This is a genomic window from Pseudomonas sp. SWRI22 (assembly GCF_014268395.2).
Classification (GTDB): domain Bacteria; phylum Pseudomonadota; class Gammaproteobacteria; order Pseudomonadales; family Pseudomonadaceae; genus Aquipseudomonas; species Aquipseudomonas paracarnis.
Genome location: NZ_JABWQK020000001.1, coordinates 368,006 through 385,601, shown reverse-complemented (window position 1 = coordinate 385,601; position 17,596 = coordinate 368,006). Strand labels below are relative to the sequence as shown.

The following is a 17,596-nucleotide window of genomic DNA, read 5'->3' as shown; positions in this document are numbered from 1 at the left end:
GTGGGAGCTGGCTTGCCTGCGATAGCGGTGGCACAGGCTACACAATTATTGCCTGAACCAACGCTATCGCAGGCAAGCCAGCTCCCACATTGGTTTTTCACAGCGCCTGGGCTCAGCGTTGTTTCATGCGGTCGATGACCACGGCCAATAGCAGGATCGAACCACGGATCACATACTGGTAGAAGGTATCGATGTTCTTCAGGTTCATCGCATTCTCGATGATCGCCAGAATCAACACCCCGGCAATCACATGGCGGATCATGCCGATGCCGCCGCTCAGCGACACCCCACCCAGCACGCAGGCCGAGATCACCGTCAGCTCGAAGCCCTGGCCGATCATCGGCTGGCCGGAGGTCATGCGTGAAGCCAGGATCACTCCCGCCAGCGCGCCAATCAGGCCGTGCACGGCAAAGATCAGGATCTTGGTGCGGTCCACGTTCACGCCCGCCAGCAGCGCCGCCTCCGGGTTACCGCCGATGGCCATGGTGTTGCGCCCATAGGTGGTGTAGTTGAGCAGCCAGCCGAAGAACAGGAAGCAGACAAGGGTGATCAGGATCGGCACCGGCACACCAAACAATTGGCCGTTGCCGAACACGAAGAATTGCTCCTGGGACACGCCTACCGCCTTGCCGTCGGCAAAGATGTAAGCCAGGCCGCGCACGATTTGCATGGTCGCCAGCGTAGTGATCAAGGCGTTGACCCGCAGCTTGGCGATCACGATGCCATTGATCAACCCCACCATCAGGCCCATCAGCAGCGCTGCGCCAATGCCCAGCATCACGCTGTCGGTATCGCGCATCACAATCGCCGCAACCACGCCGGCGCAGGCGATCACCGAGCCTACCGACAAGTCGAAGTGCCCCGAGGCCAGGCAGAACAGCATGGTGCACGCGGCGATGCCCACAGTGGAAATAGCCAGGCCCAGACCGCGCATGTTCAGTGGCGAGAGGAAGTTATCGATCAGCAGCGCGCACAGTACGAAGATGCCCACCGCCGCCAAGAGCATCGCCCAGTTATCGAGCAATGCGCGCATATCGAGGGGTTTGCGTGCCGAGGGCAGCGCGTTGTTTTGGATAGTCATGGTCGTCTCTCAGTTCGCCAGGCCGCGTGGCAAGGCCAGTTGCAGCAGGTTGGATTCAGTCGCGTGCTCGCGCAGTTGTTCGCCGCGCAGGGCGCCTTCGCACAGCACCAGGATGCGGTCGGAGATGCCCATCACTTCCATCAGGTCGCTGGACACCACGATCACCGCAATGCCACTGGCCGCCAGGTTATGGATGATCTGGTAGATCTCCGACTTGGCGCCGATGTCGATACCCCGGGTGGGTTCGTCCAGCAGCAGGACCTTCATCGGCATCGACAACCAGCGGCCAAGGATGGCTTTCTGTTGGTTGCCGCCGGACAGGTACAGGATCTTCTGCGCCGCGTTCGGCGTTTTGACCCGCATCGCCTGGATCTGTCGGTCGGCGTTACCTTTCTCCCAGCCTTCGCGCAACAGCCAGCCAAAGGTGGAATGGGCGCCACGGGCGCTGATGTTGATGTTCTCAGCGACGCTGCCCAGCGGGATGATGCCCTCTTTCTTGCGATCCTCGGGACACAGCAATACCCCGGCGGCGATGGCGTCGCGGGGTGAGCGCAGTTGCAGCGCTTGCCCGCACAGTTCCAGGCTGCCGGCACTGGCGCGCTCCAACCCACTGAGCAGGCGAAACAGCTCGGTACGCCCCGCGCCCACCAGCCCGAACAGGCCCAGGATCTCGCCCTTGCGCACCTGGAAACTGATTGGTTCACGCAGGCCGGGGCCGAGCAAGCCGTCCACCTTGAGCGCCACTTCGCCCTGCTCACGCGGTCGGTAATCGTAGATATCCTGGATATCGCGACCGACCATGCAGGTCACCAGCTGATCGTGGGTCAGCGTGTTCATGTCCTCGAACGTACGCACGTAGCGACCGTCCTTGAACACCGTCACTGCGTCGCAGATACGGAACACTTCTTCCATACGGTGCGACACGTAGAGCACCACTTTGCCCTCCTCGCGCAGGCGCGTGATGATCGCCATCAAGCGCTCGATTTCCCGCGCCGAGAGGCTACTGGTCGGCTCGTCAAAGGCGATCACATGGGCGCCACGGGACAGCGCCTTGGCGATTTCCACCAATTGGCGCTGGCCCAGGGACAGGCGCCCGAGTTTCTCGTCGGGGTCGATTTCATCGGCCAGGCCCTTGAGGCAGGCCAGGGCCTGCTTGCGCAGCAGGCTCCGGTTGACCACGCCAAAGCGCGTGGGTAAATGCCCGAGGAACAGGTTCTCGGCCACGCTCATTTCCGGCACCAGGTGCAGCTCCTGGTGAATCACCGCCACACCGTTGGCGATGCTGTCGGCAGCGCACTTGAAAGCCATGGTCTGCGCGCCGATCTGCACCGTACCGCTGGACGGAATGTAGGCGCCACCGAGGATTTTCAGCAGGGTCGACTTGCCGGCGCCGTTCTCGCCCATCAGCGCGTGCACCTGCCCCGGGTGGGCGGTGAAGCAAATGCCATCCAGCGCCTTGACCCCGGGAAAGGTCTTGCCGATGCCTTCAAACCGCAGGGCCGCAGCGGTCATTTCCACAGCCCGATCTTGGTCAGTTCCGCCTGGAAGTTTTCACGGGTAATCAGCGTCACTTCGTCCATGGCCGTGTATTTCGGCGGCTCGGTGCCCTGGGTAACCCACTCGTACATCATCTCAGCGGTTTTGTAGCCTTCAATGTGCGGGCTGGGCAGCATCGAGCCGAAGAAGCCGCTGTTGGCTTTCTTCAATTCGCCGATGGCGTCGGTGCCATTGATGCCGATACCAATCACATTGGCTGCGGCGAAACCGGCACTTTCGGTGGCGCGCACGCCGCCGAGCACGGTGTTGTCGTTCATGCCGCCGATGATCAGGTTCTTCGCGCTACCCGGCAGCTTGACCAGTGCCGAGTTGGTGGCGTCCATGCTGCCTGGCACGTCGAGGGTTTTCAGCGGGGCGGTGAGGATGTGATCTTTAGGAATGCCAGCCTCTTCCAGCGACTTGATCGAGCCGTCGGTGCGCTTCTTGCCGGTGTCGAGCTCGTTGAAGGTGTTGATCACCGCGTAGGTGTCCTTCCAGTCCCAACCACGTTTTTTCGCTTCGGCGGCCATGGCGGCGCCCTGCTTCTGGCCTACCTCAAACGCGGCCATGCCCAGGTACGGCACGTCTTCCATGAAGTTGCCCTTGGCATCGACAAAGCGATCATCCACGGCCATCACTTTCAAACCGTTGACCTTGGCCTTGGCAACGATGGCCGGGCCCAGGGACACGTCCGGCGGGCAGATCACGAAACCTTTGGCGCCGTTGGCGGCCAGGCTGTCGATGGCCGAGAGGGTTTTCTCGCCGTCCGGCACCGCGATCTTGATGAGTTTGAAGCCTTTGTCCTGGGCGGCTTTTTCCGCAAACGCCCACTCCGTCTGGAACCAGGGCTCTTCGGCCTGCTTGACCAAGAAACCGATTTTCACTTCTTCAGCGGCCAGCAACAGGCCGCTCAAGCTCACGGCCGAGACCGCCACAGCGGCGCAGCACAGGGAACGCAAACCACGACGACGATTCATAGGGGTGACTCCTTGTTGTTGTTGTTTTTCAATGTTCGTTTTGTGTACGGGTACTGTTGTGGCGAGGGAGCTTGCTCCCGCTGGGGTGCGCAGCGCCCCCCAAAAAAAGCCGGCTCCAGCTGCGCTGTCGAACGGGAGCAAGCTCCCTCGCCACAACAGCGCGTTTGGTTTATCCGGCGAAGCGGTGACAGGGCTTGCCTGGCACATCGACCTCAATGGCCAATACCGCACCATCAAGGGGGTGATCCAAGGGACTCGCCGCGCTGGTGATGTACAGCGTGGTGAGCTCGGGCCCACCGAACACGCAACTGGTGGGACGGCTGACCGGTAGTTCGATGATGCGATCCACCTCACCTGAAGGCGTTAGCCGCAGCAGGCAACTGCCGTCCCAGCGCGCGTTCCAGATGTAGCCGTCGGCGTCCATGGCCGAGCCATCCGGGCCGCCGCGTGTGTGCGGCCCGAACCAGGCCTGGGCGGCGCCGAGTTGGCCGTCAGCCTGGATCGAATGCTGATAGAGCGTACCGTCCATGCTGTCGCCGAAATGCACCTGGCTGCCCGCCTCGTTCCAAAGCAAGGTGTTGGGAATGCCCAGGCCCGCCAACAACGGCGTGACCCGCGCATCGGCATCGATGCGAAACAAGCCACCGGAGCGTCGGGTAATCGGCAGGTCTTCGCCCTGCTCGCCTATGTTGTTCTGCATGGTGCCCAACCACAGCCGGCCCTGGGCATCGCAGCGTGCTTCATTGCCGCGGTTGCCCGTTTGCGGGTCGGCTACGCACAGCAGGGTCAAGGCTTCGGTGGCCAGGTCCAGGCGATACACACCGCTGCTCAAGGTCACCAGCGCATCACCGCTTTGACAGGGGATGAACGCCGAGACGTGCTCAGGCAATTGCCACACCTGCAACTGCCCCCCCATCAGACGCAGCGCCTGGCGGGCGGCGATATCCACCCAATACAGGGCCTGGGTCGGTACATCCCAGAACGGCCCTTCGCCCAACCGGGCACGGTGCGGGGTGACTGCGCTCAACGACATGAAGCCTCCTGATCAGTTACAGCGATTCGCGCGATGGCGTGCCATTTACCAGGCGCTGAATACGCAAAGGGTTGGCGTTTTTCAACGCGTCGGGCAGCAGGCTATCAGGGTAGTTCTGGAAGCACACCGGGCGCAGGAAACGGTCGATGGCCAAGGTGCCGACCGAGGTGCCACGGGCGTCGGAAGTCGCCGGATACGGCCCGCCGTGAACCATGGAATCGCACACCTCCACGCCAGTGGGGTAACCGTTGAGCAGGATGCGCCCGACTTTCTGTTCCAGCAGGGGCGTGAGTTCGGCGAACTGGTGCAGGTCGGTCGGTTCGCCGATTAGCGTGGCGGTCAATTGCCCGTGCAGCCCCTGCAGGGCGGCGCTGAGTTGGGCCTGATCGGCCACTTCTACGAACACCGTGGTGGGGCCGAAGACTTCTTCCTGGAGCACTTCATCGCCGTCAATCAACAGACGTACATCCGCCTTGAACAGTTGCGGTTGCGCCTGATTGCCCGATTGCGCGCTGCCCGCCAGATGCTGGATGCCCCGGTGAGACCGGAGTTTTTCCAGGCCCTTGCCGTAGCTGCCCAGGGTGCCGGCATTCAGCATGGTTTGCGCCGGTTGTTCACCGATCAATTGCGCGACCTGCTGAGTGAACGCGGTGAACGCAGGCGAGGCGATACCGATCACCAGGCCTGGGTTGGTGCAGAACTGGCCGCAGCCTTGTACCACCGACGCGGTCAGGTCACGGGCAATGCTTTCAGCGCGGGCTTGCAGCGCCTGGGGCAGCACGATCACGGGGTTGATGCTCGACATCTCGGCAAATACCGGGATCGGTTGCGGGCGCGCCGCGGCCATGTCGCAGAGGGCGCGGCCGCCTTTGAGCGAGCCGGTAAAGCCTACCGCCTGGATCGCCGGATGCTTGACCAGCGCCTCACCGACGCCGCCGCCAAAGATCATATTGAACACGCCAGCCGGCATCTCGGTGGCCTCGGCAGCACGAATGATCGCATCGGCCACGCGCTCGGCGGTCGCCATGTGCCCACTGTGGGCCTTGAACACCACCGGGCAGCCGGCGGCCAGCGCGGCAGCGGTGTCGCCGCCAGCCGTGGAAAATGCCAGGGGGAAGTTGCTGGCGCCGAACACCGCCACCGGGCCGAGGCCGATACGGTATTGGCGCAGGTCCGGGCGCGGCAGCGGCTGGCGCTCTGGCAGGGCCTTGTCGATACGCGCGCCGTAGAAGTCACCACGGCGCAGCACGGTGGCGAACAAGCGCATCTGGCCGCTGGTGCGCCCGCGTTCGCCTTTGATGCGTGCGGCCGGCAAGGCGGTTTCGCGGCAGACCAGTTCGACGAAGTCATCGCCCAAGGCGTCCAGCTCATCGGCCACCGCATCCAGGAACTGCGCACGCCGTGCGGCGCTCAAGGCACGATAGGCCGGGTACGCCTGGGCCGCGGCCCGGGCGGCGGCGTCCACTTCCTGGGCGGTGGCCTGGTAGAAATCCTGGGGCAAGGCTTCGCCGGTGGTAGCGTCGATGCTTTGCAGCTTGATGCTGCCATTGGCGCTGCGCTGGCCGCCGATGTAGTTGTGGCCGAGGAACGGGGTCATGTTGATCTCCTTAAAGGGGGGTGACTTGGCCGGGTTCAAATGCCGCATCGCTGCTGCCGATACCGTTGATCAACGGCGCGCCGAATTCAGCCTGGCTGATCTCGAACACATCGCCCGGCTGGGTACGTATACCGTCGGCGAATGACAAGGTGGCGGTGCCGAAGAAGTGAATGTGCACATCGCCCGGCTTGAGGAACTGGCTGTATTTGAAGTGGTGGTATTCGAGGTTTTCCAGGCTGTGGCACATATTGGCCTCGCCACTGAGGAATTCGTTCTGCCAGATGACCTCGCCGTTGCGCAGAATGCGGCTGGTGCCCGCCAGATGCTCGGGCAGTTCGCCCACGCGCAACTCCGGGCCATAGCTGCAACTGCGCAGCTTGGAATGGGCCAGGTACAGGTAGTTCTTGCGCTCCATCACATGGTCGGAGAACTCGTTGCCCACCGCAAAGCCCAGGCGATAGGGTTTACGGTCATGCCCGATCACATAGAGGCCGCCGATTTCCGGTTCTTCGCCGGCGTCTTCGGCGAACGGCGGCACCGGGAACGCCTGGCCCGGGCGCACGACGATGCTGCCATCGCCTTTGTAGAACCACTCTGGTTGCACACCGGCCTGGCCGGCGCCTGGTTTGCCGCCCTCCACGCCCCATTTGAAGATGCGCATGGTGTCGGTCATCGCGCTGTCGTCGCCGGCCTGCTGGTGCATCTTGTCGCGGGCCGAGGCACTGCCCAGGTGGGTGAGGCCAGTGCCGCTGATCAGCATATGGGCCGGGTCCGGATGGTCCAGCGGCGGCAGGATTTTGTGTTCCGCCAACAAGGCGGCGTAGTCATGGCTGCCGCCCAGGCCGAGGGCTTCTACCTGTTGCTGCAACTTGCCGCCGGCATCGATGGCGGCCAGCGCGAGTTCACGCACGCTGTGGGCGCCGCGCACTTCGCGTACCTGGTTGCCTTCTACCACGCCGACGCGGCGCTCACCGTTGCTCAACTCGAACTGAACTAAACGCATGCAGGTTCTCCTGGATTTAAGTGCGTGTGGCGCCACGGGCGCTGGCGGCGAATTGGTCGACGGGCAGCACGTGCTTGCGTTCCAACAAGCGGTAGACCACGAGGGTCAGCAGCAAGCCGAACACCATCACACCGGATAAGAAATACAAGCCTGAGGCCAGATTGCCGGTGTACTCCTTGAGCGCACCGATCACGAACGGGCCGATGTAACCGCCGAGGTTGCCCACCGAGTTGATCAAGGCAATACCGGCCGCCGCACTGGCGCCGGCAAAAAAGCGCCCCGGCAGGGTCCAGAACACGGCGGTGCAGGAAAACATGGCAAACGCCGCCAGGCACAGTGCGGCCATTTGCAGCACTGGCACCGTGAGCCAGGCACTGCAGAACAGGCCGATGGCGCCCAGTACATAGAGCACGGCGAGATGGCCGTAACGGTCGTTCAAGCGGTCGGAACTGCGCGGAATGATCAACAGGCCGATGATGCCGAAGATATAGGGCACGGCGGAGATGAAACCGGTTGTGAGGTCGCTGCCGCCAAACTGCTTGATCAGGGTCGGCAGCCACAGGCCGAGGCCGTAGATACTCAGGGTCACCGGCAGGTAGAACAGCGCCAGCAGCAACACGCGCTTGTCCTTGAGCGCATGCAAGGGGTTGCCATGGCGCGTCTGGCCGTAGGCTTGCAGGTCTTTGTGCAGCTCGCCGGTGAGCCAGGCTTTTTCTTCCTCGCTCATCCAGTTGACCTTCTGGGGGCCGTCCGGCAGGTAACGCAGCACCGGCCAGGTCAGCAGGATCGCCGGGGTGCCGATCACGATGAACAGCCACTGCCAGCCATGCAGGCCGAGAATGCCGTCCATGCCGAGCAGACCGCCGGACACTGGACCTGTGATCATCATTGCAATCGGTTGGGAGAGGATGAACAGCCCGAGGATCTTGCCGCGATGGCGCACCGGGAACCATTGGGTGATGTAGTACAGCACGCCGGGAAAGAAGCCCGCCTCCGCCGCGCCCAGCAGAAAACGCATCACATAGAAGCTGTGCGGCCCCTGCACGAAGGCCATGCCGATGGTGATGGCGCCCCAGGTGATCATGATGCGCGCAAACCAGCGCCGCGCGCCGAAGCGGTCGAGCATCAGGTTGCTGGGAATTTCAAACAGGAAATAGCCAATGAAGAACAACCCGGCACCGAGGCCATAGGCGGCGTCACCGATGCCCACGTCAGCGCCCATGTGCAGCTTGGCGAAGCCCACGGCGGAACGGTCCACGTAGGCGATCAGGTACAGCAGGATCAGGAAGGGAATCAGTTTCAGCGTGATGCGCCGAATAAGCCGCAGTTCCTGGCTCATGGGGTCGATCTCCGATTGTTGTTTTTATAGAAGCTCGGGGGACGCCTCTGACGAAATCCGTCAGGGCCATACCTCAGTTGAACTCGACTATATAGTATGACTATTTGCAAAACAACACTTCCAAAGCGGCGATTTTGCGCTTATGTTTAAGCACGCATAGAACATATAGTCATACAATAAGAGAATCGATCATGCCTGACAAAAAGCCCGGCCTACGCTCTGCCCAGTGGTTTGGTACCGCCGACAAAAACGGCTTCATGTACCGCAGTTGGATGAAGAACCAGGGCATTGCCGACCATCAGTTCCATGGCAAGCCGATCATCGGCATCTGTAACACCTGGTCGGAGCTGACCCCGTGCAACGCGCATTTCCGCCAGATCGCCGAGCACGTCAAGCGTGGCGTGATCGAGGCCGGTGGCTTTCCGGTGGAGTTCCCGGTGTTTTCCAATGGCGAATCCAACCTGCGCCCTACCGCCATGCTCACTCGCAACCTGGCGAGCATGGATGTGGAAGAAGCGATTCGCGGCAATCCGATTGATGGTGTGGTGCTGCTGACCGGCTGCGACAAGACCACCCCGGCGCTGCTGATGGGCGCGGCCAGTTGTGATGTGCCGGCCATCGTCGTCACCGGCGGACCGATGCTCAACGGCAAGCACAAGGGCCAGGACATCGGCTCGGGGACGGTGGTGTGGCAGCTCAGCGAACAGGTCAAGGCCGGCACCATCACCCTGGATGATTTCCTCGCGGCCGAGGGCGGCATGTCGCGCTCGGCGGGCACCTGCAACACCATGGGCACGGCCTCCACCATGGCCTGCATGGCCGAGGCGCTGGGCACTTCCCTGCCCCACAACGCGGCGATTCCGGCCGTGGATGCGCGCCGCTATGTACTCGCGCACATGTCGGGCATGCGCGCCGTGGAGATGGTGCGTGAGGACTTGAAGCTGTCGAAAATCCTCACCAAGGAGGCGTTTGAAAACGCTATCCGCGTGAACGCGGCCATCGGCGGCTCGACCAACGCCGTGATCCACTTGAAAGCCATCGCCGGGCGCATCGGCGTCGAACTCGACCTGGATGACTGGACCCGCATCGGCCGCGGTATGCCGACCATCGTCGACCTGCAGCCCTCCGGACGCTTTCTGATGGAAGAGTTCTACTACGCCGGCGGCCTGCCCGCGGTGCTGCGTCGCCTGGGTGAGGCCAATCTGATCCCCCACCCCAACGCCTTGACGGTCAACGGCAAGTCCCTGGGCGAGAACACCCAGGATTCGCCGATCTACGGCCAGGACGAAGTGATCCGCACCCTGGACAACCCGATCCGCGCCGACGGCGGCATCTGCGTGCTGCGTGGCAACCTCGCGCCCCTGGGCGCGGTGCTCAAGCCTTCGGCAGCGAGCCCCGAACTGATGCAGCACCGTGGCCGCGCCGTGGTGTTCGAGAACTTCGACATGTACAAGGCACGCATCAACGACCCGGAGCTGGACGTGGATGCCAACTCGATCCTGGTCATGAAGAACTGCGGCCCCAAGGGTTACCCCGGCATGGCCGAAGTCGGCAACATGGGCCTGCCCGCCAAGCTGCTGGCCCAGGGCGTGACGGACATGGTGCGCATTTCCGATGCGCGCATGAGCGGCACCGCCTACGGCACCGTGGTGTTGCACGTGGCACCGGAAGCCGCCGCCGGCGGGCCGTTGGCAACAGTGAAGGAAGGTGACTGGATCGAACTCGATTGCGCCAATGGCCGCCTGCACCTGGACATTCCAGATGCCGAGCTGGCAGCGCGCATGGCCGACCTGCCCCCCGCGCAGAACCTCATTGTCGGCGGCTATCGCCAGCTGTACATCGACCATGTGTTGCAAGCCGACCAAGGCTGTGACTTTGACTTCCTGGTGGGCTGTCGCGGGGCAGAAGTCCCACGGCATTCCCACTAATTGGGATGCTATGATGCGGCGAATCTAAGCCAGAGCCTCCCCGTCGTTATGGATCACCAGCCGCCCAAGCCGCGCAAGAGCCAGCATGCCCAGATCGTTCAGGACTTGGGCATGCACATCGTTTCCGGTCGCTTCAAGCCTGAAGAACGCTTGCCCATGGAAGCCACGCTGTGCGAGGAATACCAGGTCAGCCGCTCGGTATTGCGCGAAGCCACGCGGGTGCTCAGCGCCAAGGGCCTGGTGTACTCCAAGCCACGGGTGGGCGCGGTGGTACGGCCACGCTTGAAATGGCACCTGCTCGACCCGGACGTGCTGTCCTGGTTGATGCAGTCCACGCCCCACAGCGAGTTTTTCAACACCCTGGCCGGGGTGCGCCGCATTCTCGAACCGGAAATCGCCGCCATGGCCGCGACCACCGCCACAGACGAAGACATCGCCACCATCGAACAAGCCTACCAAGGCATGGAAACCGCCAAGACCCACGAGGACCTGTTACAGGCCGACCTGGACTTCCACCGCGCGATTGCCGACGCCACCCGCAACGACCTGCTCGCCTATATGTGCAACATGCTCTCGCTGCCGTTGCGCGAGTCGATCAACATCACCAACCGCCGTCCGGATATCCAGGGCCTGAGTCTGCCTCGGCACAAAGCGATCCTCACTGCGATCCAGAACCGCGACGCCCTGGGTGCGCGGCATGCGTCGCTGGTGCAACTGGATGACACGCGGGTGGCGCTGGATACGGTGATGAACGTGTTGACGCCGTTGTGAGCCCGCGTCATTCCTGACTGTTATTGTTGGCCCTGGGGCAGGTGTTATCGCCCTCTTTTTTCAGCGCCAGCACGGCCTGGCGCTCGGACAGCAAGTGAGTGATGGCGCCGCCGATCGCAGCGGAAATCAACGCCAAGGCTTCTTTAGGCAGATTGATCGCCGCCCAGGTCAACCCACCGATCAGCAAGATGACAAACAGGATATTGAAACGTGACACGCCGAGTTTTATCGAGCGGACGATATCGGACGTGTCCTGCATTTTCTCGAAGCGTTTAAGGTCTTCGAACTTGCGCACCGATTCCAGGGTTTCCAGGTAATGGGTTTCGGCCCGCTTCAATTTCTTGATCACATCGGCTTCGAGCATGACCTCCTCTATCTCGATCCTGACCAGGCTGATATTGGCGCCTGGACGGCCTAGAATTTCCGAACTCAGCGAACTTTCGGCCAGCTCGGCCAGCAGATAGGTATAGGAGGTTTCGCTGATCTCCTTGGCATATTTTTGCAAGGCTGACGTGTAGCACTTGGTGGCGTATCGGGTGAACAAACGCTCGGCATCGTTGGTCTTTTTGATCAGGTCTTCAGCTTTCTCGATCAGTTCCCGTTCCATTTTTAATATCCCTATTAAGCGTGGCTTCGAAAAGCAATGAGCGCCGACCGCTGCGCTGGCACGTTACGAGCAAACATCCCTCGATCGCCCGCCAGTGTCTACTGTCAAACCTGACAGGTGAAGCTGATGCAGGCCCCTGTGGCCAGGGAGCTTGCTCCCGTGACGGCCTGCCAGCCGACGCATATCCACCTAACGCGCCGCATTCCAAATGTGGGGTGTCAGGTAGAGAAGTGTCGGCTGGCAGGCCGTCTTCGCAGGCAAGCCAGCTCCCACAGTTGGATCGCGAGGGTATCAGGTAGAAATGCGTCGGCTGGCAGGCCTTCATCGCAGGCAAGCCAGCTCCCACAGTTGGAACGCGTAGCGTCAGGTAGATAGGGGCCGTTGCGGGAGCAATCTCTCTCGCCACCGGCCCTGCGTGGTACCGCAGCTGTTCATCACAGGGTGTAGGCGATGCCCACCTGCACGGTACGCGGTGCGCCGGGGTAGGCGTAGATATTGCCGAACGCGCCTTCTTCATATTCGCGGTTGAACAGGTTCTTCACATCGAGGTTCAAGCGCACACGCTCATTGACCTTGTAGTAACCGAGCAGGTCGACCACGGTATAGGCGTCCATGGAGAATGCCGTATTGGCGGTCTGGCCGGCGCGTTGGTCGACGTACTTGCCGCCGGCGCCCAGGCCCAGGCCTTTGAGCGCGCCGTCCTGGAACTCGTAGACGTTGAGCAGGCTGAAACTGTTGCGCGGGATGTTCATCAAGCGCGTGCCGGAGCGCAACGTGTTATCACGGGTAACTTCCGCATCTACGTAAGCGTAGCCGCCGATCACGCGCCATTCGGGCGTGAGGTTGCCTGCCACATTGAGGTCGAAGCCTCGACTGCGCACCTGGCCGGCCGCGACACTGAAGGTATTGTCCACGGGATCAGTGGTCAGCACGTTCTTCTTCTCGATCTGATAGATCGCCGCATCCACGCTCAACTGCCGGTCCAGCGCCTCCCACTTGATACCCATCTCGTAGGACTTGCCTTTCTCCGGCGCAAAACCACCGCCTTCGCGGCTGGCGCCAGTGTTGGGCTTGAACGAACGCGCAGCATCGGCATAGACCGCGACGGTGTCGGTGAGGTCGTAGATCACACCCACGCGTGGGGTGACGGCGTTGTCGGCGGCCTGCCAGCTTTTACCTACATAGTTCTGGTAATCATGCTCGAAACGCTCGAAGCGGGCACCGGCCAGCACTTTCAGACGTTCAGTGAGAGCAACCTGGTCCTGTACAAAAGCGGCGTAGGTCTTGAGGTTTTCTTTGTCGTGGGTCGGCGTACGGGTCAGTGCCGGACGGGGTTGACCGTACACCGGGTCAAAGATGTCAATGGGATAGGTACCCGCCGCGGCGCTGGAACGCTGGATAATCGACTTGTAGTCGTAGTCCTCGTACTCGATACCGGTGAGCAAGGTGTGATCGAAGCCGCCAGTGGAGAAGTGCCCGGTCAGGTTGAGCTGATAGTCCTTGTCGGTCCATTCCAGCTTGCGGTAGTTGAAGTTGCGTTGCAGGGTGCGGCCATCAGCGCCCAGGCTGCCCGGCCCGTTGGCTTCGATGGCATTGCCTTTCAAACTGCCGTCCAACCACTGGAAACCGCCGCCCAGGGTCCAGTTGTCGCTCAGTGCATGCTCGAAACGCAACTGCGCCATGTTGTTGTCGTTGTGCAGCTTGCCGGCGTCCTTGTCGCCCCAGAACGTATCACGCGAGGGCGTGCCACGCTGGTTGGGGAAACGCGTCAGGCCACGGTCCAGCGGGTGGTTGTTGCGCATGAAATCGCCTTCGAAGGTCACCTTGGTGTCATCGGTGGCCTGCCAGGTGATCACCGGCGTCACGCCGTAGCGTTCCGTCTCGACGTGATCGCGGAAGGTGTCGCCGCCCTCGCCCACGACGTTCAGGCGATAGGCCAGGCGGCCTTCCTCGTCCAGCGGGCCGGAGGCATCCAGGGTGCCGCGCTTCATGCCCTGGTCATTGAGCTGGCTGCCCAGGGTGACGGTGCGTTCGGCCAGCGGTTGCTTGGACACCACATTGAAGGTGCCGCCTGGGTCGCCACGGCCGTAGAGCATGGTCGCGGGGCCGCGCAGTACTTCCAGACGCTCGATGGTGTTGGCGTCCGGCATGTTCGGGTAACCGCGGTTGATCGGGAAACCGTTGCGGTAGAACTCACCGGTGGTGAAGCCGCGCACGGTAAAGGTGGTCAGGCCCTGGCCGCCAAAATTGTTGGCACGGCCGACGCCGCCGGCGTAATCGAGGGCATCCTGCAAGCGCGTTGCACCGAGGTCTTCGACCACGTCCTTGGACACTACGCTGATGGACTGCGGGGTTTCATGAATGGCGGTGTCGGTGCGCGTCGCACTGGCTGAGCGTGTGGCGTGGTAGCCCTGCACGGGGCCTTGGGCCGACTCAAGGTCCGCGGTGGCGGTGACATTGGTCGCTTGCAGCTCGATACTGGTGTTCTCGGCAGGCACCAGCTCTGCCCACGCGAAGGGGGAAAACGCCTGGAGCACACAGATGGAAATCAGGGTACGACGCATGGGTGTAGAACCTAGTGAATGAGCCAGATGGGGCGGCAAACCTGCCAAGAATTCGCCGCGCATCATATATCAAGGCATTCTCGTTTGATATCGGTTCTCATTTGTTATTTTTCACGTATCTGCTGTGTCTCCAGTGGGTAACGCAAAAACCACAGGCGAAAAAAAGCCACTCAATCGAGTGGCTCATGCAATGCGCAGGCGTACCTCAGCGATAGCGTTCCAGCCAATGCGCGTAAGGCGCCGGCAAGGTCCAGGAGGACTTGTCCACGCCCAGCTCCTTGGCAGCAAAGTAGGCCCAATGCGGGTCGGCCAGATGCGCACGCCCTACCGAAACCAGGTCCAGGTGCCCGGCCTGCAAAGCGCCTTGGGCCAGTTGCGGCGTGCCGAAGCCCCAGGCCGAGGTCACCGGAATACCGGCTTCACGGCGTACACGCTCAGCAATCGGGCCCATGAAGGCCGGGCCCCATGGGATGTTGGTGTCAGGAATGGTAAAGCCGACGCTGACGCTCAGCAGGTCCAGGCCACCGTCCTTGAAACGGCGGGCCAGTTCGATGGACTCGGTGAGGGTCTGCTCATCACGGCCGTCGTATTCGATCACACCGAACCGGGCGGTGAGCGGCAGGTTTTCCGGCCAGACTTCACGCACCGCAGCCAGGGTTTCGAGGAGGAAGCGGCTGCGGTTGTCGAAGCTGCCACCGTAGGCATCGGTACGCTGGTTGGAGTGCTCGGAGAAAAAGCTCTGGCCCAGGTAGCCGTGGGCAAAGTGCAACTCGATCCATTCAAAGCCGGCATCGCGAGCGCGGCGAGCCGCGTCGACGAAGTCCTGCTGCACGCGGGCAATGTCTTCCAGGGTCATGGCACGCGGTACGTTGGGCAAGTTGGCACCAAACGCGATGGCAGAGGGGGCGATGGTTTCCCAGCTACGCGCATCAGAGGCCGGGATGTGGTCATCACCTTCCCAGGGGCGATTGGCACTGGCTTTGCGACCGGCGTGGGCGATCTGAATGCCCGGCACCGAACCTGCGGCCTTGATGGCCTTGACCATGGGCACGAATGCCTGGGCATGGGCATCGCTCCAGATCCCGGCGCAGCCTGGGGTGATGCGCCCTTCAGGGGCGACCGCGGTGGCCTCGACCACCAGCAGGCCGGCACCACCACGGGCCATGCCGGCCAGGTGAACGTGGTGCCAGTCGTTGACCATGCCGTCTTCGGCCATGTATTGGCACATCGGTGGGATAGCAATGCGATTGCGCAAGGTCACATCTTTGAGTTTGAACGGTTCGAACAAGGCCGACATTGAGAACTCCAGGAAGGGATGAGTGATTCGATAGTTCGATGGTAATCGAACTATGGTATTGAACGCTACCCCCCTGTTATGATCCGCCCCATGCGAGCCTTCAAACACCCTACCCCGCAAGAATTGACACTTGAGCGTGTGCTGTACGCCTTGAGCGACCCCGTGCGCCTGGACATCGTGCGCTACCTGGCCAACGTGCCAGAGGCCACCTGTGGCGAACTCGACGGGGGGCGTCCCAAGTCCAGCATGTCCCATCACTTCCGGGTATTGCGCGATGCCGGCCTGGTGCACACGCGCAATGTGGGCACCACCCATATGAACTCGTTGCGCCGTGACGAGCTGGAAAGCCGCTTCCCTGGGTTGCTGGCGAGCGTGTTGTCACAGCACTAGACGCATAACCCGACGCCGGGCCTGTGGCGAGGGAGCTTGCTCCCGTGACGGCCTGCCACCCGGCGCTTGCCTACCTGACACCCCACAATCCAAATGTGGGAGCTGGCTTGCCTGCGATGGCGACCTGACAGCCGCCCCATATCTACCTGACACCCCTCAATCCAACTGTGGGAGCGGGCTTGCTCGCGAAGGCGGCCTGACAGCCGGCACAGTCATACCGAGTACATATCCATTCCTGCGGTAACAGCCACTTAGGGTTCTCTTGCCCCACCACTCGGCACCTCGCCCAGGCTCGGTGTGCCCGTAATCCGCCAGCGTGGTTTAACGGGGCGCTTAAGATCAAAAGCAGATCAAGATCAAGAGCGGCTCGCTTCGCATCGTGGTTAGCGTTGGCTGCTGCAACTTGGAAAGTTGTGCAGATACCTATGCACTAGACGCCAAGCCTCAGGACAAGACCGCCTTTAACAGCGCGCCGTCCAGGTGCACACAGTCCTTGCCATTGCGCTTGGCGCCGTACAGGTTCTTGTCCGCCATCTTGAGTACGGCCGACAACTCGTCGCCCGGCGAAAAACGCGCCATTCCCGCACTGCAGGTGTAATGGTGGGGCGCAGGCACACTGCTGCGGATCGCTTGCAACAAGTCCAGGGCATAATCACAGGCCACCTCCACATCGTCGCCCTGCAATAACACGCCGAACTCTTCCCCGCCGATCCGTCCAAAGCTGTGGCTGCCCTTGGCGTTTTTCAGGCACAGGGCCATGGCGCGCAGAATCTTGTCCCCCACGTCGTGGCCATATAGATCGTTTTTTTCTTTGAAACTGTCGATATCCAACATGATGAAGTAGCCGCCCTGCTCCCCACCGAGCAACTTCTCGAAGCTCTGCATAAAAGCGCGCCGGTTGAGAATGGAGGTCAGGTAGTCGGTCTCGGCCAAGGCGCGAAACTCGCTTTCCACCAGCAATACCGAACGTAGGTTCTTCAAGTAGGAGTAACTCAAGATAAACCCGATGGATACCGACGCGGCGCAGAACAGCAGCAAATACACCTCGGTGCCAACGTATATATCCGCCTGCATGGGCGGCCACAGGATCAGCCAGATCAATAGCGCATCGGCCAGATAATCCTGGACACTGATAAACAAGATCGCACTGCCCACCACCAGGGTCACGGCCAACGGCAGGCCATAAATACGCAACTCTTTGTTCATATGAATCAGATAAGCGAAGCCGACGGACAACAACACCATATAGGTGACCCCCAGCACTCGCCAGAGCAGAAAGTTCGTGGTGGTGGCATGTACCCGGCAAACAATCAGCAGGCCCACCGTGACGCCCAACATATAAAAATTCAACTTCAGGGCCGCAGGAATCAGGAGCATGCCGACCCAGGCAATAATCCCTACCCCTTCGGCTTGGGTCACCGCAGGTGACAACAAACTGCGCATTCTGGGCCGCAACTTCAAGTTAGCAGGCAT

The 17,596-nt window shown here is 61.7% G+C and carries 14 protein-coding genes; 3 read left to right on the top strand and 11 right to left on the bottom strand.

Annotated elements, in window-relative coordinates:
* Window positions 1-112: 112 nt before the first annotated feature.
* The 7 genes from araH to HU730_RS01710 form a co-directional block, all read right to left on the bottom strand.
* On the bottom strand, window positions 113-1,081 hold the full coding sequence (gene araH, locus HU730_RS01740) for an L-arabinose ABC transporter permease AraH (RefSeq protein WP_186527277.1): 969 nt from the start codon (window positions 1,079-1,081) through the stop codon (window positions 113-115).
* Window positions 1,082-1,090: 9 nt separating this feature from the next.
* Window positions 1,091-2,593, bottom strand: a complete 1,503-nt coding sequence (gene araG, locus HU730_RS01735; RefSeq protein ID WP_186527278.1) for an L-arabinose ABC transporter ATP-binding protein AraG — start codon at window positions 2,591-2,593, stop codon at window positions 1,091-1,093.
* Complete coding sequence (locus HU730_RS01730; protein ID WP_169922170.1) at window positions 2,590-3,594, bottom strand: substrate-binding domain-containing protein; 1,005 nt, start codon at window positions 3,592-3,594, stop codon at window positions 2,590-2,592. Before HU730_RS01730 ends, araG begins: the two co-directional genes overlap by 4 nt.
* 169 nt (window positions 3,595-3,763) lie before the next feature.
* Window positions 3,764-4,627: an SMP-30/gluconolactonase/LRE family protein gene (locus HU730_RS01725; RefSeq protein WP_034126742.1), complete on the bottom strand. Its 864-nt coding sequence runs from the start codon at window positions 4,625-4,627 to the stop codon at window positions 3,764-3,766.
* Window positions 4,628-4,643: 16 nt separating this feature from the next.
* Complete coding sequence (locus HU730_RS01720; RefSeq protein WP_096143873.1) at window positions 4,644-6,224, bottom strand: aldehyde dehydrogenase (NADP(+)); 1,581 nt, start codon at window positions 6,222-6,224, stop codon at window positions 4,644-4,646.
* A gap of 10 nt (window positions 6,225-6,234) precedes the next feature.
* On the bottom strand, window positions 6,235-7,227 hold the full coding sequence (gene araD1 / locus HU730_RS01715) for an AraD1 family protein (protein WP_060763640.1): 993 nt from the start codon (window positions 7,225-7,227) through the stop codon (window positions 6,235-6,237).
* A 16-nt stretch (window positions 7,228-7,243) separates the two neighbouring features.
* Window positions 7,244-8,566, bottom strand: a complete 1,323-nt coding sequence (locus tag HU730_RS01710; RefSeq protein ID WP_003190554.1) for an MFS transporter — start codon at window positions 8,564-8,566, stop codon at window positions 7,244-7,246.
* A 191-nt stretch (window positions 8,567-8,757) separates the two neighbouring features.
* Between HU730_RS01710 and HU730_RS01705 the strand changes: the two genes are divergently transcribed.
* Both HU730_RS01705 and HU730_RS01700 read left to right on the top strand, forming a co-directional pair.
* On the top strand, window positions 8,758-10,494 hold the full coding sequence (locus tag HU730_RS01705; RefSeq protein ID WP_019817288.1) for an IlvD/Edd family dehydratase: 1,737 nt from the start codon (window positions 8,758-8,760) through the stop codon (window positions 10,492-10,494).
* 48 nt (window positions 10,495-10,542) lie between these two features.
* On the top strand, window positions 10,543-11,265 hold the full coding sequence (locus HU730_RS01700; RefSeq protein WP_034126739.1) for a FadR/GntR family transcriptional regulator: 723 nt from the start codon (window positions 10,543-10,545) through the stop codon (window positions 11,263-11,265).
* A gap of 7 nt (window positions 11,266-11,272) precedes the next feature.
* On the opposite strand, the gene HU730_RS01695 is transcribed toward HU730_RS01700, so the two are convergent.
* The 3 genes from HU730_RS01695 to HU730_RS01685 form a co-directional block, all read right to left on the bottom strand.
* A complete protein-coding gene (locus tag HU730_RS01695) occupies window positions 11,273-11,872 on the bottom strand; it encodes a hypothetical protein (protein ID WP_034126738.1) in 600 nt (199 codons plus the stop codon).
* 434 nt (window positions 11,873-12,306) lie between these two features.
* Window positions 12,307-14,436: a TonB-dependent siderophore receptor gene (locus HU730_RS01690; protein WP_186527279.1), complete on the bottom strand. Its 2,130-nt coding sequence runs from the start codon at window positions 14,434-14,436 to the stop codon at window positions 12,307-12,309.
* Between the two features lie 205 nt (window positions 14,437-14,641).
* Complete coding sequence (locus tag HU730_RS01685) at window positions 14,642-15,733, bottom strand: NADH:flavin oxidoreductase/NADH oxidase (protein ID WP_014718067.1); 1,092 nt, start codon at window positions 15,731-15,733, stop codon at window positions 14,642-14,644.
* A 90-nt stretch (window positions 15,734-15,823) separates the two neighbouring features.
* Here HU730_RS01685 and HU730_RS01680 point away from each other — a divergent pair, with 90 nt between their 5' ends.
* A complete protein-coding gene (locus HU730_RS01680; RefSeq protein WP_003190545.1) occupies window positions 15,824-16,123 on the top strand; it encodes a helix-turn-helix domain-containing protein in 300 nt (99 codons plus the stop codon).
* Between the two features lie 444 nt (window positions 16,124-16,567).
* Here the strand turns inward: HU730_RS01680 and HU730_RS01675 are convergent, their stop codons facing one another.
* On the bottom strand, window positions 16,568-17,596 hold the full coding sequence (locus HU730_RS01675; RefSeq protein WP_072448543.1) for a GGDEF domain-containing protein: 1,029 nt from the start codon (window positions 17,594-17,596) through the stop codon (window positions 16,568-16,570).

Coding starts and splice junctions, on each gene's coding strand:
- HU730_RS01725 (WP_034126742.1), bottom strand. CDS start 4,627: ATGTCGTTGAGCGCAGTCACCCCGCACCGTGCCCGGTTGGGCGAAGGG.
- HU730_RS01730 (WP_169922170.1), bottom strand. CDS start 3,594: ATGAATCGTCGTCGTGGTTTGCGTTCCCTGTGCTGCGCCGCTGTGGCG.
- HU730_RS01705 (WP_019817288.1), top strand. CDS start 8,758: ATGCCTGACAAAAAGCCCGGCCTACGCTCTGCCCAGTGGTTTGGTACC.
- HU730_RS01695 (WP_034126738.1), bottom strand. CDS start 11,872: ATGGAACGGGAACTGATCGAGAAAGCTGAAGACCTGATCAAAAAGACC.
- HU730_RS01680 (WP_003190545.1), top strand. CDS start 15,824: ATGCGAGCCTTCAAACACCCTACCCCGCAAGAATTGACACTTGAGCGT.
- HU730_RS01690 (WP_186527279.1), bottom strand. CDS start 14,436: ATGCGTCGTACCCTGATTTCCATCTGTGTGCTCCAGGCGTTTTCCCCC.
- HU730_RS01720 (WP_096143873.1), bottom strand. CDS start 6,224: ATGACCCCGTTCCTCGGCCACAACTACATCGGCGGCCAGCGCAGCGCC.
- araG (WP_186527278.1), bottom strand. CDS start 2,593: ATGACCGCTGCGGCCCTGCGGTTTGAAGGCATCGGCAAGACCTTTCCC.
- araH (WP_186527277.1), bottom strand. CDS start 1,081: ATGACTATCCAAAACAACGCGCTGCCCTCGGCACGCAAACCCCTCGAT.
- HU730_RS01685 (WP_014718067.1), bottom strand. CDS start 15,733: ATGTCGGCCTTGTTCGAACCGTTCAAACTCAAAGATGTGACCTTGCGC.
- araD1 (WP_060763640.1), bottom strand. CDS start 7,227: ATGCGTTTAGTTCAGTTCGAGTTGAGCAACGGTGAGCGCCGCGTCGGC.
- HU730_RS01675 (WP_072448543.1), bottom strand. CDS start 17,596: ATGCCTGCTAACTTGAAGTTGCGGCCCAGAATGCGCAGTTTGTTGTCA.
- HU730_RS01710 (WP_003190554.1), bottom strand. CDS start 8,566: ATGAGCCAGGAACTGCGGCTTATTCGGCGCATCACGCTGAAACTGATT.
- HU730_RS01700 (WP_034126739.1), top strand. CDS start 10,543: ATGGATCACCAGCCGCCCAAGCCGCGCAAGAGCCAGCATGCCCAGATC.